The organism is Paenibacillus dendritiformis, assembly GCF_945605565.1.
Classification (GTDB): Bacteria; Bacillota; Bacilli; order Paenibacillales; family Paenibacillaceae; genus Paenibacillus_B; species Paenibacillus_B dendritiformis_A.
In genome coordinates this window covers 1,097,557-1,111,878 of the sequence record NZ_OX216966.1, presented here as the reverse complement: position 1 = coordinate 1,111,878, position 14,322 = coordinate 1,097,557, and the positions used below count along the sequence as shown (strand labels likewise).

Annotated in this window: 12 protein-coding genes; 3 read left to right on the top strand and 9 right to left on the bottom strand. The window is 58.3% G+C overall.

The genetic code is table 11. The annotated features are described in order from the left end of the window. Positions 1–79: 79 nt before the first annotated feature. The 4 genes from NNL35_RS04925 to NNL35_RS04910 all read right to left on the bottom strand — a co-directional run bounded on the left by NNL35_RS04925 (position 80) and on the right by NNL35_RS04910 (position 4,757). On the bottom strand, positions 80–298 hold the full coding sequence (locus NNL35_RS04925; RefSeq protein ID WP_006677733.1) for a response regulator: 219 nt from the start codon (positions 296–298) through the stop codon (positions 80–82). A gap of 1,171 nt (positions 299–1,469) precedes the next feature. Further along, positions 1,470–2,768, bottom strand: a complete 1,299-nt coding sequence (locus NNL35_RS04920) for an ABC transporter substrate-binding protein (protein ID WP_006677732.1) — start codon at positions 2,766–2,768, stop codon at positions 1,470–1,472. 271 nt (positions 2,769–3,039) lie between these two features. Continuing rightward, positions 3,040–3,876, bottom strand: coding sequence for a carbohydrate ABC transporter permease (locus NNL35_RS04915; protein WP_111153998.1), 837 nt, complete (start codon positions 3,874–3,876; stop codon positions 3,040–3,042). After that, positions 3,876–4,757, bottom strand: a complete 882-nt coding sequence (locus NNL35_RS04910) for a carbohydrate ABC transporter permease (protein WP_006677730.1) — start codon at positions 4,755–4,757, stop codon at positions 3,876–3,878. The genes NNL35_RS04915 and NNL35_RS04910 overlap by 1 nt, the downstream gene beginning before the upstream one ends. A 165-nt stretch (positions 4,758–4,922) precedes the next feature. On the opposite strand from NNL35_RS04910, the gene NNL35_RS04905 reads away from it, so the two are divergent. Both NNL35_RS04905 and NNL35_RS04900 read left to right on the top strand, forming a co-directional pair. Next, complete coding sequence (locus NNL35_RS04905; RefSeq protein WP_006677729.1) at positions 4,923–6,782, top strand: sensor histidine kinase; 1,860 nt, start codon at positions 4,923–4,925, stop codon at positions 6,780–6,782. Further along, positions 6,763–8,403 (top strand): response regulator, encoded by a 1,641-nt coding sequence (locus tag NNL35_RS04900; protein ID WP_006677728.1) that lies wholly within the window; start codon positions 6,763–6,765, stop codon positions 8,401–8,403. Before NNL35_RS04905 ends, NNL35_RS04900 begins: the two co-directional genes overlap by 20 nt. Before the next feature lie 96 nt (positions 8,404–8,499). Here NNL35_RS04900 and NNL35_RS04895 read toward each other — a convergent pair whose 3' ends face one another. Continuing rightward, positions 8,500–9,003 (bottom strand): DUF2062 domain-containing protein, encoded by a 504-nt coding sequence (locus tag NNL35_RS04895; RefSeq protein ID WP_006677727.1) that lies wholly within the window; start codon positions 9,001–9,003, stop codon positions 8,500–8,502. Positions 9,004–9,216: 213 nt separating this feature from the next. On the opposite strand from NNL35_RS04895, the gene NNL35_RS04890 reads away from it, so the two are divergent. Beyond that, positions 9,217–9,984: a tryptophan-rich sensory protein gene (locus NNL35_RS04890; protein ID WP_006677726.1), complete on the top strand. Its 768-nt coding sequence runs from the start codon at positions 9,217–9,219 to the stop codon at positions 9,982–9,984. Between the two features lie 113 nt (positions 9,985–10,097). Here the strand turns inward: NNL35_RS04890 and NNL35_RS04885 are convergent, their stop codons facing one another. The 4 genes from NNL35_RS04885 to NNL35_RS04870 are packed head-to-tail and all read right to left on the bottom strand — an operon-like array spanning position 10,098 to position 14,241. After that, positions 10,098–11,258, bottom strand: coding sequence for a GerAB/ArcD/ProY family transporter (locus NNL35_RS04885; RefSeq protein ID WP_006677725.1), 1,161 nt, complete (start codon positions 11,256–11,258; stop codon positions 10,098–10,100). A 4-nt stretch (positions 11,259–11,262) separates the two neighbouring features. After that, on the bottom strand, positions 11,263–11,490 hold the full coding sequence (locus NNL35_RS04880) for a hypothetical protein (protein WP_254552990.1): 228 nt from the start codon (positions 11,488–11,490) through the stop codon (positions 11,263–11,265). Between the two features lie 6 nt (positions 11,491–11,496). After that, positions 11,497–12,699: a Ger(x)C family spore germination protein gene (locus NNL35_RS04875; RefSeq protein ID WP_006677723.1), complete on the bottom strand. Its 1,203-nt coding sequence runs from the start codon at positions 12,697–12,699 to the stop codon at positions 11,497–11,499. 36 nt (positions 12,700–12,735) lie between these two features. Beyond that, positions 12,736–14,241: a spore germination protein gene (locus tag NNL35_RS04870; RefSeq protein WP_006677722.1), complete on the bottom strand. Its 1,506-nt coding sequence runs from the start codon at positions 14,239–14,241 to the stop codon at positions 12,736–12,738. Positions 14,242–14,322: the final 81 nt, after the last annotated feature.

The window sequence follows — 14,322 nt, the reverse complement described above, 5'->3', positions numbered from 1 at the left end:
ATTCAGACATGTTTAATGGGTATTATAAGAATAGGAAGGGAGATCGTCAATTGTTTTTTGCCCGGAGCCTTGTCCGCCGTTACTGAAATCTTCCCTTGGCTGCAACGGAAGCCGCGTCGAACGGGATGCGCTTCCCGCCGTCATAGATGAGGGCCGATCTTGCCTTGACGGTGTCTTGCCCATACATGGCATCTTGATCCGAGTCCGCCGCAGGGAAGGTGCGAAAGCTTTCGCGCTCGAAATACGCCTGCAGAATGTTCAGCATGTGCGCCTCGTCATCAGCAATCAATATATTCATAATCACGCTCTCCTTGCCTTGTCACGTTGTTCATTGTCTTGCTTGTCCTATGGTACAAACCGAAACTCATGCGGCAAAATGCGGATTAAAACGCAGCGGGCGATGCGGTTCCCCCTGTTCCGCCAGGTTCGCCCTAGGGGGGCGCCCCCTGCCCCGGCTCTCAGGCCATGCGATGAACTTGAAAAAACGATCTGATCGTGGGGCAATCCGGGATTGGCGATCGGGCGCTGGCGATTGGCGATGTAGAGCCGCATTGAGGGTTCACGTTCATGGTGGCGGTACAGATTCGCAGCGCTGATTCGTGTTCGCGGGTGGTGGACTGAGTGGTAGTACGGAGTCGTGTTAGTGTGTGGCAAGACAGCGCCGTAGGAGTCGTGTTGGTGGGTGGCAAGACAGGGCCGTAGTACGGAGTCGTGTTGGTGGTGGCAAGACAGGGCCGTAGTACGGAGTCGTGTTGGTGGGTGGCAAGACAGCGCCGTAGTACAGAGTCGTCTTGGTGTGTGGCAAGACAGGGCCGTAGTACGGAGTCGTGTTGGCAGTTGGTGGTACTGAGTCGCAATGTGGGTTCATGCAATTTAGTAGCCTTTATCGATGGCTCTTTCCAAAAATGCTGCAAATATGCAGGTTTCCACCCCAAGCCGATTTGCGACAAATGGAATGCTGCAAATATGCATCAATTTGGGCCGAATTGGCCTCGAATTTCGAATTTGAAGGGAAAATGCTGCGCTTTTGCAGGAATTTGGTGGAAATGGATGTGTAAAGCGAGGAAATACTGCATTCTTGCATCAATTATCCGAAGATGCGCTTCAGAAGCGGATCAGAGACACTTCAGAGGGACCTCAGAGACACGCCCCGTAAGTGGGATGGCAGCACGCGCTGCATGCGTTTACGGAATGCATCATCTCGCGCCCGCCCACAGAGATCATCCTAAGCATCCAGCTCAACCGGGCTCATCGCACAACACACGGCAACGTTCGAATCGGCGAAAGCGATTAATGTATTCGATCAGTGTATTTGTTCGATGCAATCGCTCGGTGCAATCGATCGGGCAATCGTTCAGTGTGATCGTTTGACGCAAGCGATCGGTGCAAACGATTGGTGCAAGCCGCTAAGAGGCCGCTCCCTTAGCGGGAACAGCCCCTGATGCGACATATCCGGTTGGAGGTGCAGACTACTTTTTCAGATTGTCCCAAGCCTTTTGGAATTCATCGAACATTTTATCCTTGTCGGACTTGCCCGCGACATAGGCCTGGATCGAGTTCCCGAATTCCTGCGTGGCGCCGTCCGGGTATTTGAACCAGTTCCAGCTCAGGACGCGATTGTCCTGGCTGTACTTCATCACATCGGCCGCGATGTCGCCCAGATCCTCCGCCGTCGCGTCGATCGTGGACATGGCCGGGATGAACTTGAACTCCTTGGCAATATACTCCTTGCCGATATCGGAGGTAACCATCCAGTTCAGGAACGTCTTCGCTTCTTCCTTCACCTTGGAGTTCTTGTTGACGACCCAGTTGTTCGGCACGCCGACGAGCAGCTTGTCATTCTTCGCCGCGTCATTGTCAATCGGCAGCGGCAGCACGCCGAGATTCAAGTTCGGATCGATGCCGTCGATCTGAACCTGGGTCCAGTTGCCCTGCTGCATCATGGCGGCTTCGCCCTTGGCGAACAGCGTCACCTGCGTGTTGTAGTCGGTCGTCAGCGGGTTTTTGTTGCCATACTTCACCGTCAGGTCAAGCAGGTTCACCCAGTTCTCGAACTCCGAATTGCCTTTGAACTTCGCGCCGCCATCGCTCAGCCCCTGAATGAAGGCATTCGTATCCGGCTGCTGCGCAAAGGCGACGTTCAAGTTATGAATCCCGAGAATCCACCATTCCTGATAGCCGTTGGCAAATGGCGTAACCCCGGCTGCCTGCAGCTTCTTCGCGGCATCCTCCAGCTCGGCCAGCGTCTTCGGCAATTCGGTAATTCCCGCCTTGGCGAACAGATCCTTGTTATAGATGAAGCCGTACCCCTCCAGGTTCATCGGCATGCCGTACAGCTTGCCGTCCTGGGTCATCGGTTCCTTCGCCAGCGGGAGCACATCCTTCACCCACGGCTGATCCGACAGATCCTCCAGATGCTCGAACCAGGTCGTCAGCTCCTGGAAACCGCCGTTATTGAAAATATCGGGTGCGTCATTGCCCGCGAATTTGGCCTTCAGCGCGGCGCCATAATCGGCTCCGCCGCCGACCGTCTGAATATCAAGCTTGATATTCGGATGCTCTTTCTCGAATTCCCCCTTCAGCCGGTTCAACGCCTCCGCGATTTCCACCTTGAATTGGAAAATCTTCACCGTCTTCACGTCCTGCTTGGCGCCATCCGTCCCGGATGCGGAGGAAGAATCTCCGCTGGTGTCCTTCGCTCCGCAGCCTGCGAGCATCACCGATACCGCCAGAAGCATGACCAACGACCATTGTGCCATTCGTCTCATTTGCTAGACCTCCCCTTTTGTGTACACCTGATTTTGATGCTGTTGTGTAGCTTATCCGTGTTATCAAGGTTATGAATGCCGACGGTACGTCGTCTGCGGCAGTGAGAGCCGCTTGATTCCTCTCCAGTATAGGCCCCTTTTGCAAACGGTTACACCGAGAGAATTGACCGAACAGGTGCAATTCATTGACCATTGAAGATCAGGAACGTCTCGGCCTGCGGCTGATGGGTAATGACGTACCGGTTGAGGCATTTAGCTTACCCTTTACCCTTTAACCTTTAACCGATCCGGCCGTAATCCCTTCGATAATGTAGCGCTGCATCGCCAGGAAGAAGATGACAATCGGCGTAATGCCCAGAACGAGCGCCGGCAGCGCCAGATCCCACTGCTTCGTGTACTGCCCGAAGAACGCATAGGTCGCCAGCGGAATGGTGCGCAGCTCCGCGCTCTGCAGCATGAGGGACGGAAGCAGGTAGTCATTCCAGATCCACAAGCTGTTCAAAATGGCCACCGTCACGAACATCGGCTTCAGCAGCGGCAGCACGATCCGCCAGAAGACCGCATACGGGGAACAGCCGTCGACAACTGCCGCCTCTTCAATTTCCGCCGGTACCGACTTAACGAAGCCGTGGAACAGGAAGATCGAGAGCGGCGCCCCGAAGCCGAGATAACAGATAAGCAGTCCCCAGATGCTGTCCATCAGATGCAAAGCCCCTGTTACCTTGACCAGCGGGATCATGATGGACTGGAACGGAATGACCATCGCCGCGACGAACACCATGAACAGGAACCGGTTGAACCGGGAATTATGCCGCACCATCCGGTAAGCGGCCATGGCGCTGAAGAGGCCGATAAGCAGAATGCCGGCGACCGTGACGAGCAGCGAATTGCCGAACGCCTGCGGGAATTGCGTCATCTCCCACGCCTTGCGGTAGTTCTCCCATTCGAAGGAGACAGGCCAGCTTGCGGCATTACTCAGCAGATCGCCGAACGATTTGACGGAATTGACCAGCAAAAAATAGAACGGAACGAGAAAGACGAGTCCGGCCAGCACCATCAGTCCCTCGGTCAGGAGCAGGCGGCCGCCGTATTTGCGCGCGGATTCCATCAGCTCTCCACCTCCTTGCTCTTGGTGATTTTCACCTGAATCAGGGTAATAACGGCGACGATAACGAAGAACAGGAGCGCTTTGGCCGTTCCGAGACCGTAGCGGTTATTTTGGAACGCCTCCAGATAGATGTTCAGCGCGACCGATTCCGTCGATTTGAACGGGCCGCCCTTCGTGAGCGACAGGTTCAGGTCGAACATTTTGAACGACCAGGAAATGGCGAGGAACAAGCAGACCGTCACCGCCGGCATGACGAGCGGCACGATGACGTGACGCAGCACCTGCCCGCGGGAAGCGCCGTCAATCTCGGCCGCTTCGAGCACGTCCTTCGGAATGTTCGTCATCGCCGCAATGTAGATCACCATCAAGTAACCGGCCGTCTGCCAGACGAAGACGATAATAATGCCCCAGAACGCCGTCGTCTCGTCGCCGAGCCACGGCAGATTGAAGAAGCCGATGCCCGTCAGCTCGCCGATCGCGGCGAAGCCCTTGACGAAGATGAACTGCCAGATGAAGCCGAGCAGCAGGCCGCCGATGACGTTCGGCATGAAGAAGACGGTGCGCAGCGCATTGCGCAGCTTGAGCGGCTTCGTCAGCACGTAAGCGAACAGGAAGCCGATCAGGTTCGTCAATACGATACCCGCCACCGTGAAGCGCAGCGTGAACCAGAAGGCCGGGAAGAAATCCGAGTCCTTCGCGAAGATTTGTCTAAAATTATCGAGCCCTACCCAGGTTACCGACCCGGACACTCCATTCCAATCGGTGAAGGAATAGTACATGCCGAGCAGGAACGGAAAGACAACGATAACGGTAAAAAAGAATGCCGCCGGGCCGATGAAAAAAAGCTGTTGTCCGACTTGAGACCATGTTTTGCGCGACATTCGCCTCTCCCCTTTTCATGTCATAAATTTCATTCGTGTTCAGGAATACCTCTAGTATGAGGCCCAATGAAAGCGGTTGCCACCGATACTGGTGAACGAAAAGGTGCAATATATTGACCGCTCCCCGCCGAACGGGTACACTGTGACCGGAGGAGTTGAACATCCATGCGCTGGAACAGCATCCGCACCAAGCTCATTCTGTTCATGCTGATTGCGACGATCGTGCCGACGGTCGCGACGATGGTCGTGTCTTACAGCTATACGACCGATTCATTGAAGCGGCGGGCTATCGAAGAGAACCGTCAGCTTATGTTTCAGGGGAAGACCAATCTCGGCAACCTCCTGGACAATTTGAACCGGACCTCACTGGCGGTCTATACGGATCATGAATTTTTCAGGCAGCTCGAATTGGGCTATGACGATTACACCGCGGAAGCGAATACCTATGTCTCCTTGCAAAATATCGCCGCCGCGATGGGCGACATCTGGCAGGTTTATTTATACCGGAACAAGCAGCAGCGGGCTACGCTCGTCATCCAAAGCCTGCCGCGCCGCATGCATGACGTTGCGCTCGACGAGAACGTCCGGCGCTATGCGCAGGACGGCATAAGCATGCAGCCGACCCATCTGAGCGGAATGTACGGCTTCAACGCGTCGCCTTATTATTTCCCGAGCATTCAAGTGTTCACGCTCCACCGTCCCATCTACCGCATGCCGTCAAGCGAGCGGCTTGGCTACCTGTCCATTGACGTCAAGTTGGAAGCGCTGTCGCGGATTGCGGAGCAGCTCTACGCCCGGGACAAGGAGCAGTTCTATCTGGTCGATGATGAGGGTGTCATTTTCTATTCGGGGGATCGGGAGGCGATCGGGCGCCCGTTCCAGGAGACCGGACATAATCCGGCTCCATTCCTGGCATCGCCAAGCGGCAGCATCGAAGCGGACGGCTCTCTCTTCGTTCATGAGCGGGTCGAGACGCCGTTGGTCAATATGACGCTGATCAAAATCATTCCGAAGCATGTGCTGCTGGAGGAAGCGAACCGGGCCGCCGTGGTCAACATGCTGCTGATCGCGCTCTCGCTCGTCGTCATTATTATCGCGACGATTATCGTGTCGTTCCGCATTACCCGCCCAATCCGCCAACTCGTCCGCTATATTAGCCAGGTGCAGACCGGCAATTTGAACGTCGACATCCAGCCTGCCGGCAATGACGAGATCGGCGTCGTGTCCAAGCGCTTCCGCAATATGATGGACAGGCTCAACAATCTCATCGTGCGCGAGTACCAGCTGGAGATCGCGAACAAGACGAACCAGCTGAAAGCGCTGCAGGCCCAGATCAATCCGCATTTCATGAACAATGCGCTGCAATCGATCGGCACGCTGGCGCTTCAGCACAAGGCGCCTCAGATCTATAAGCTCGTCACGGCGCTCGCCCGCATGATGCGCTACAGCATGTATACGGACGAGAGCACGGTGACGCTGCGGGAGGAGATCGACCATGCCAAGGCCTACATGCAGCTGCAGGCGCAGCGGTTCGAGAACGCCTTCGATGCGCGCTTCGACCTCGATCCGGCCACGCTGGATCTGTCCGTGCCGAAGATGACGCTCCAGCCGCTGATCGAAAATTATTTCAAGCACGGGCTGGAGCAGGAGCGCTCCGGCGGCTGGCTGCGGATTGCCAGCCGGATCATCAGCCGGCCTGCCGATGGCGAAGAGGCGGGAATGATCGAGATTACCGTCGAGGACAATGGCCGCGGCATGGCGCTGCAGCGGCGAATCGAGCTGAATGAACGGCTGGAGGAGGTCCATCCGGAGCGGCTCGGCATCCGCACGAGCCACGATCTGTGGCGCGACGCCGCAGCCGACGAGACCTCGTCGGGCATCGGGCTCGTCAACGTGCTGACGCGGCTGCAGCTGTTCAGCAACGGGCAGGCGAAGCTGCGGATCGGGGCCGTCGAGCCGCACGGCACCCGCATCACGATACTCATCAAGGGGGAGCTAGACTCGAATGGAAGCGTTAATCATTGACGATGAGAAGCATGTCCGCGAGGCGATTCGGCTGCTGGTGCACTGGGAGCATCACGGCATCACGGCGATCCACGAGGCACAGGACGGCAAGCAGGCGATCGAGCTGCTGGCCGCCTGCAAGCCCCAGATCGTCATGACGGACATGATGATGCCCCGGCTTGACGGAACCGGGGTGATGGAATGGATCAGCCGACATGCGCCCGCCTGCAAGGTCATTGCCATCAGCGGCCACGACGACTTCGCGCTCGTGCGCCATACGCTCCAGCATGGCGGCATCGACTATATCCTGAAGCCGATTGATCCCGAGGCGATCAATGAAGCGGTCGCCAAGGCCGTGGAGGCGTGGCGGCACGAGGAGGCGGAGCGGCAGGCTAGCCATATGCAGCGCATGCAGGTGAACGAGTTCAAGCCGCTCGTCTCGGAGAAGCTCTGGTCGAGCCTGCTCGACGATCCGGCGGTGTATGAAGCCAACGTCCGCCGGCTGGCATCGGAATTCGGCCTCCCGGCCGGCATCTCCCGCATCCGGCTCGCGATCGCCTGCGTGCCGGCGGGAAGCCGCGAATTCCGCGGCAAATTCGGCGATGATGTCCAGCTGCTGTTCTACACGCTGGTCAACATCACCGCCGATTTCGTGAACCCGCCCGGGCGCGTGCGGGGCGCGGCGTTCCGCTACTGGAGCACCGGAAGCGAGCTGGCAATCGTCCTATGGGAAGACGCCGCCGAGCTGGAGGCCGTGCTCCAGGGCATCAATGCCGGCTTGGCGCAGACGGTGCAGCGGAAGCTGCACTTCGGGACAAGCGGCAGCCAGCCCTTCCCCGCCGGCCTGAACGCGGCCTACGCGCAGGCCAAGGAAGCCCTGGCGCGGCGCAATCTGATGGAGGCCGGCCTCGAGGTGCATCCGTTCCGGGGCGGAACGGATGAGGCGGAGGCCGACGCTGCGCCCGTCCGCTTGTCCGCCGCTGCGGACGATTGGGCGCTGGCGGCGCAGAGCGGCCAGGCCGATCAGCTCGCAGCCGCCGTCCGGCGGTGGAGCGAGCCGCTGCGCAGCCGCGGCGTGCTGACGCCCGCGATGCGGGCGCAGTGCCTGAAGGAATGGGAGGCGCTTCGCACCCGTCTCGTGCAGGAAGCCGCCCCGGACAGCGCAACGGCCTCCGGCCTGGTCGGGCAGCTGGAGGCGGAGGATCCGCTCCGTCAGCTGGCGGATCGGGACGGCCTGACCTGGGAAGAATGGGAGCGGCACTGGCTGGAAGCGCTGCAGCGCCTGTCCGCTGCCCTGTCCGCCCAGCAGGGCCGGGAGCAGCATATTATTTTCGATATCGCCCGCTACGTGGAGCAGCATTATAACGAGGATCTGTCGCTGCAAGATATGGCCCAGCGGTTCTACGTCAGCCGCGAATACATTTCCCGCAAGTTCAAGCAGCAGTTCGGCATTAATCTGTCCGACTATTGGACAGGCATCCGCATTGAGAAGGCGAAGCGGCTTCTGCTGAACCCCCATCTCCGCATCGCCCAGGTCGGAGAGATGGTCGGCTATCAGGACGAGAAATATTTCAGCAAAGTGTTCAAAAAGGTGGAGGGCGTCTCCCCCAACCTGTACCGCAAGCAGCATGGCGGTTCATGAAATAGATAAAGCAAGACCCTGAATCTACGCCATCGGGCAGAAAATTCAGGGTCTTGTTGGTTTTTCCGGGCGCCGCACGGGGACGTTGCAGCGTCATCAGGCGGCCTCGGCGCGGGCCTTCGGGCGCGAGCGCATCATGCGCAGCATTCGCGGGCCGTAACGGTGCACCAGATAGCGGAAAATAAAAAATCCCGCTGCGGTAAAGACGATGCAGTTCACCACGGAACCGACGACGAAATCGAGGCCGACCTCGCTCCACGAATGGACAGCATCGGCGGCTTCGACGTACAAGCCTTCGCCGGGGCGGGAATCCGGCAGCTCCACATGACGGCCGCGCGACATCAGCAGCGAGCCGACCGCATAATTCATATAGAACAGCAGCGGCCAAGCGAACGAGCCGACCCCTGCCGCGAGCAGCGCGCCGGTCACGCTTCCTCCAACCAGCTTCGTCAATCCGATCGAGATCGCCGGTCCGAGGCCGAAGGTCGGGAACCAGCACGGAACAAAGCCGAACACCAGACCTAACGCGATTTTGGATGCCCCTTGCCTGGAGCGGAGCAGCTGAATCAACGCGCAGCGGAATTGACGAATCCATTTCATGGTCTCTCCTCTTTCACGTTCCGATAGAATGGCCGGCAAGTCCGGCCCTTCGTTCTATACGTGCCGGCAGGGGCGCCGTTTCCCTTTTCGGTACTAGCTGACAAAATTGAAAGATTGCGGGACAGCACCGTTATTTTCGGGCGGCTTCGGTTATATTCTGTAATAGTATGTATGTTCAACCCCAAATATAAAGTTGTACAAGGAGGGAGCGCCATGTCCCGCTACCGCTGGTGGAACATCCTCGCGCTGGCCGCGATGATCGCCGTCAACGCCCTGGCCGAATTCGTGCCGCTGAACGGCAAGACGACCGGCGGCATTTCCGATATGTTCCCTACGCTTATTACGCCGGCCGGCTATGCCTTCGGCATCTGGATGCTTATCTATGGGCTGCTGATCGGGTATGCCGTCTATCAGGCGCGCACCGCCAACCAGTCCAAGCCCGTCCTGCAAGCCATCGGGCCGCTTTTCATCATCAGCTGCTTGTTCAATATCGCCTGGATTCTGCTGTGGCACTATATGTATGATCGCATCTGGCTGTCTCTCCTTGCCATGGCCGGCTTATTCCTCAGCCTGCTGTTCCTCTACGCCCGCACCCGGCGGCAAGGTTCTCTGCCGGCCGCGGAGCGGCTGTGGGTGCGCCTGCCGTTCAGCATCTATTTCGGCTGGGTAAGCACCGCTTTGCTCGTGAATACGGCCGTTGTCTTGACCAATGCGGGATGGGACGGCTTCGGGCGCGGGGACGAGACCTGGGCGCTCCTGCTGCTGGCCGCCGGGGCGCTGTTCGCCTGGGTTGTCGGAGGCCCGAACCGCGATCCGCTATTTGTGCTCGTGTTCGTCTGGGCGTATGCCGCCATTGCCGTGAAGCAGCAATCGGCGCCGTCTATCTTCTATACCTCGATCGGACTGGCCCTGCTGCTCGCCCTGCTTGCCTTGTCGCTCGCTGTCGCCCGCCGCGGGCCTTCCCCTTATGCCTCACCGTAGCCGCAGCGCTGCCGCCGGCCGCCCCTCCCTTGAATCCCGGCTTCGCACCGGAACGGAATGACAAGGGAGGGCGCGAATTCGCCCTCATCCGCAAGAAGATGCCTGCTCCGCCTTCACCGGCCTTTGGCCCCTGCTGCCGCTGCCCCGCGCTCCGGCTTCGGCCCGTTCCCGCCGCTCGGTCCCTCGTGCTTGCCCTTCCCCTTCTGCCTCAACCAGGCCAGAGCGAGCAGCAGCGCAGGATAGACAATCTGCACCGTGGCAGAGAGGAGAGGCTCGGTCGTCATGAACAAGTCGATCATGTCCTGCATATTATCGGTAATCCAAAAAGTCATAATCACCATAAGCAGGCCGATCGGGAACACGATCGGACGGTAGTCTTCCAGCTTGAGCCACTGCGCGGTGCCGATGACCAGGATATAGTACCAGGTAATCACCTGCACGAAGCCGCTCAGCACCCACAGCACCATAATGATGGCTTCCATATGCTCGAAAAAATCGCCCAGGCTGATATAACGGGAAGCGGCAAAGATAGGAAACGTGAACATGGAGGTCAGCGTCCCGAAAAACCAGAGACAGGTCAAATTGGTGACGACCATCGTGAACAGCATTAGCGCCACGGCCGACATGCCCCATTTCCACTTGCTCCGGTTCCCTTTGACGAAGGGGAGAATGAGACCGGCCAGCGCGAACTCCATGAACCAGGTGAGCGGCAGAATCGAGCCTTCCCAGACCGGCTTCCACCCATGTTCCAGCACGGGGAACGTCTTCATCACATCCAGGTTCGGAATCAGCATAAGAGGGACGACGACGATAAATCCGAGGAACACCGGCGCAATCAGCATGGAGAATCGGCCGATCACCTCGATGCCGCCCCGAATCGCCACCGCGCAAATAAAGATGAAGCAGAAGACAACGACCGGCTGGGGCGTTCGGATCAAGACCGAACCGACGATGAACTCCCCGTATTCGCGCGTAATCAAGCCGGTGCCGTGCCAGATGAAGAGCAGGACGATGATGTTAGCCGCTCCGCCAAGCCACCGCCCGAGCAGAAGCTCCGCTTGCTGCACCAGCGTCAGATCCGGATAATACGAATGCAGCTTCAGCACTACCGCCAAGGTGAAGAAGCCGGTCACCGATCCGATGAACGGGGAGATCCACATATCATGCCCCGCGAACTGCGCGGAAAAGGTAGGCAGCGCCAGCACCGAAGTCGCTCCGACCATCAAATACAACAGCATGCTTAATTGCGGCCATGTAATCCTGCCCCGTTCCATCGCTTCATTCTCCCCCCTTCATCCACAACAAGATCGGCAAATAGATCCAATCGATCACCTGCCGCGGCAGATTCTGCTTGGAAATGAAAGAAATCGTCAGGCCGCACCCCCATGCGAACGCGGTCAAAGCGAGGAAAGCCTTTTGCTCCCGCTTGCCGGTATGCTTGCGCCGCAGCCATTCGAACGCCAGCATCAGCAAAATGATCAGGCTGATTCCTGTAAAAAACTTCATTCCCATTCAGTCTTCCCCCACCTTTTTCTTCATTGGGCTCGTCGCGCTGCCCGAACGGGCGATATTCATGGATACGCTCGTATCGAGCGCCATCTCGCTGTAAATTCGGCTCCACTCCTTTTCCATGAAGGCATTCCATTCCTTCGGATATTTGCGGTGGACCTTCTCGGCGAAATCGAAAATATCGGTCTGCCACTTCTCCTGCGTCGTGCGAACGGCTTGCTGAACCGTCTTGATAACCTGCCTCTCCAGCTCTTTTTCCGCCTGCTCATTCTGCAGCATGTCCGTAATGTCGAAGCGGGAATTGTTCTGGACGACGTCCGCGTTCGCGCTTATGCGAATCCTCATCGTCAGCTTCTTCCCGTCCCAGTGCGGCATCGTATCCACCAGATTGCGCCTTACCCGGAGAGACAAGCATTCCTTGGGCGCATCGCAGTAAGAGACGTAGAGGCGTTTATTTTCCCCTCGAAGCCACATCAGGCCCTCGGTCTCTTTCTCGGACAGTCTGCCGACATACCGATCCTTGGAAATAATACCCATGCCCACAACAGAAGGAACCTTGCCGCCCAAATGATTCGCGGTCCAGGCCACAAGCGGCGCGTAGGCCGCCTTCGATTCCCCGTACAGCCGCTGCGCCGCCTCCAGCATCGAGACGCCCAGCGCTGTCCGCGATCGGGCCAAATCCTTGAACATCGCGGCCACGTTCTCATGGAGCATCGTCTTGAACCGCAAAAAGTCGCTCGCCTTCCCCTCCGTCAGGAAAACGAAGGCATGCAGCCGCGGCGACTGGAAGCGGAGCAGGAAATCGATATGCTCGAGCAGCCCTTCTCTGGCCAAGTCCTGACTGATGAAATAAATCTCTGCATGCCCCCAGAAAATATAGCGGGGCACATTGTTCTGAAGATTGTACAGCGCTTCGCCGACGGTCGATCCGCTCGCGGAGAAATACGTCGTGTCCCCTCCTCCCTTCTCGCCGCCGGAACCGGAAGAATCTTGATCCTCTCCGCCGCTCTTGGGGACGAAGACTTCCAGGCTCACTTGAACGCCGCCCTCCTCGGCCTTGTCGAAGGCCGCGGACAAGATGATTGTCAAATCTTCAATCTCGGTCCGATCCCAGCAGCCGGCAAGCAGCGCTCCCATCAGGACGATCAGCGCGCCAAGGAAGACATGGCGGACGGTTCGCGGGAGGTTCGGCATCTTCTTCGGCATGACATGCCTCCTTTCTGCAGCTCATGCGAATTCGCTTCAAGGGTGCGGATCGTCTTCCTCCCTCCGGTTCGGCTGCTGTCTGGACGCGGCGCGCTCCATCGGCAGATCCTCTACCCATACCGGAAGCCGCAGCAAGGTATCCTTCAATTGCCGCAGGCGGATCGGGGAGAACCCCGTCAAGTAAGGCGTCCCGAACGACTTGAGCGTCAATAAATGCGTCATCAGCAGAATGACGCCCATCATGAGGCCGAGCAAGCCAAGGAAGCCCGACAGCAGCATGATCGGGAAGCGGAGCAGGCGGATGGCGATACCCATCGTATAATGCGGAACGAGGAAGGAAGCGATCCCCGTGATGGCCACCACCATGACCATCGGCGCCGACACGAGGCCCGCCGAGATCGCCGCTTGGCCGATGACGAGCGCGCCGACAATGCTGACCGCCGAACCAATCTGCTTCGGCAGTCGCGCCCCGGCTTCGCGCAGCGCCTCGAACATGACCTCCATCAGCAGCGCCTCGATCAAGGCGGGAAAGGGCACATGCGCACGGGCCTTGGCCATCGTCAGCAGCAGATTGGTCGGAATCATCTCCTGGTGAAAGGTAATAATGGATACGTACAAGGACGGTCCGAGCAAAGCAACGAACAGGGAGACATAGCGCAATAGGCGAAGTGCTGTCCCGAATAGGGCCCGTTCGTAGAAATCCTCGGCCGCTTGCACGAAGGAGGCGAACAAGGCCGGCACGATGAGCACGACCGGGGAGCCTTGAACCAGGATCACGACCCGGCCCTCCAGCAGATGCGAGGCAGCCACATCCGGCCGCTCGGTGGTGACCGCCTGCGGGAACGGGGAGTACGGATTATCTTCGATGCTCTGCTCGACATAGCCGCTGTCGAGCACACTGTTGAGGGAGATGCTGTTCAAGCGCCGCCTCACCTCTTCGATAAGCTGCTCGTTCGTCACGCCCTCGATATAGGCGAACGTGATCGCGGTCTTCGTCATCTGCCCCTTCTTGAGCGTCTCCATCTTCAGGCTCGGCGTACGGATGCGAAGGCGAAGCAGCGACGTATTCGTCTGTATATTTTCCACGAATCCTTCGCGCGGCCCCCGCACGACCGCTTCCGCTTCCGGTTCCTGAATCTCCCGCTTGTCCCACTGCATCGCCTCGATCGCGATGACGAACGAGGTCTGATGCGTAACGAGCAGCGTATAGGCGTTCAGCAGCAGCTCCAGCGCTTGATCCATCGACTCGATGGCTTCCGCCTTCGAGGTGAAGAGGGTATCGATAACGTCCTCGGCCCGGGGAGGCCGTCCTTCCGGCTCCCGGTATCTGGTGACGAGCGGCTGGACGACATGCTCATCGAGGCTCTTGTCGTCGATCAGCCCGTCGATGTACACGAGCGTGGCTTCCTCCCCGTTCTGTAACTTGATGGGCGAGAAGACGACGTCTGAACAGCGTTCGAACAGCTGCTTCAATATTTGAATATTTTCCGTGCCTTCATTGGACCATTGGACCTTCTTGGCGCGTCCTGTCAGCTGTTCCAAGGCGGATCCCCCCTGTACCGGACAATCTTTCCTTACCCGTTAGATTGTGGAGGGCATGGCCGTTTTATGCGTTGACATGCG

Excerpts from the sequence above, each read along its gene's own strand:
- NNL35_RS04925 (WP_006677733.1), bottom strand. The coding sequence starts at position 298 with ATGAATATATTGATTGCTGATGACGAGGCGCACATGCTGAACATTCTG.
- NNL35_RS04910 (WP_006677730.1), bottom strand. The coding sequence starts at position 4,757 with ATGTCGCGCAAAACATGGTCTCAAGTCGGACAACAGCTTTTTTTCATC.
- NNL35_RS04900 (WP_006677728.1), top strand. The coding sequence starts at position 6,763 with ATGGAAGCGTTAATCATTGACGATGAGAAGCATGTCCGCGAGGCGATT.
- NNL35_RS04875 (WP_006677723.1), bottom strand. The coding sequence starts at position 12,699 with ATGCCGAAGAAGATGCCGAACCTCCCGCGAACCGTCCGCCATGTCTTC.
- NNL35_RS04915 (WP_111153998.1), bottom strand. The coding sequence starts at position 3,876 with ATGGAATCCGCGCGCAAATACGGCGGCCGCCTGCTCCTGACCGAGGGA.
- NNL35_RS04895 (WP_006677727.1), bottom strand. The coding sequence starts at position 9,003 with ATGAAATGGATTCGTCAATTCCGCTGCGCGTTGATTCAGCTGCTCCGC.
- NNL35_RS04920 (WP_006677732.1), bottom strand. The coding sequence starts at position 2,768 with ATGAGACGAATGGCACAATGGTCGTTGGTCATGCTTCTGGCGGTATCG.
- NNL35_RS04905 (WP_006677729.1), top strand. The coding sequence starts at position 4,923 with ATGCGCTGGAACAGCATCCGCACCAAGCTCATTCTGTTCATGCTGATT.
- NNL35_RS04885 (WP_006677725.1), bottom strand. The coding sequence starts at position 11,258 with ATGGAACGGGGCAGGATTACATGGCCGCAATTAAGCATGCTGTTGTAT.
- NNL35_RS04880 (WP_254552990.1), bottom strand. The coding sequence starts at position 11,490 with ATGAAGTTTTTTACAGGAATCAGCCTGATCATTTTGCTGATGCTGGCG.
- NNL35_RS04890 (WP_006677726.1), top strand. The coding sequence starts at position 9,217 with ATGTCCCGCTACCGCTGGTGGAACATCCTCGCGCTGGCCGCGATGATC.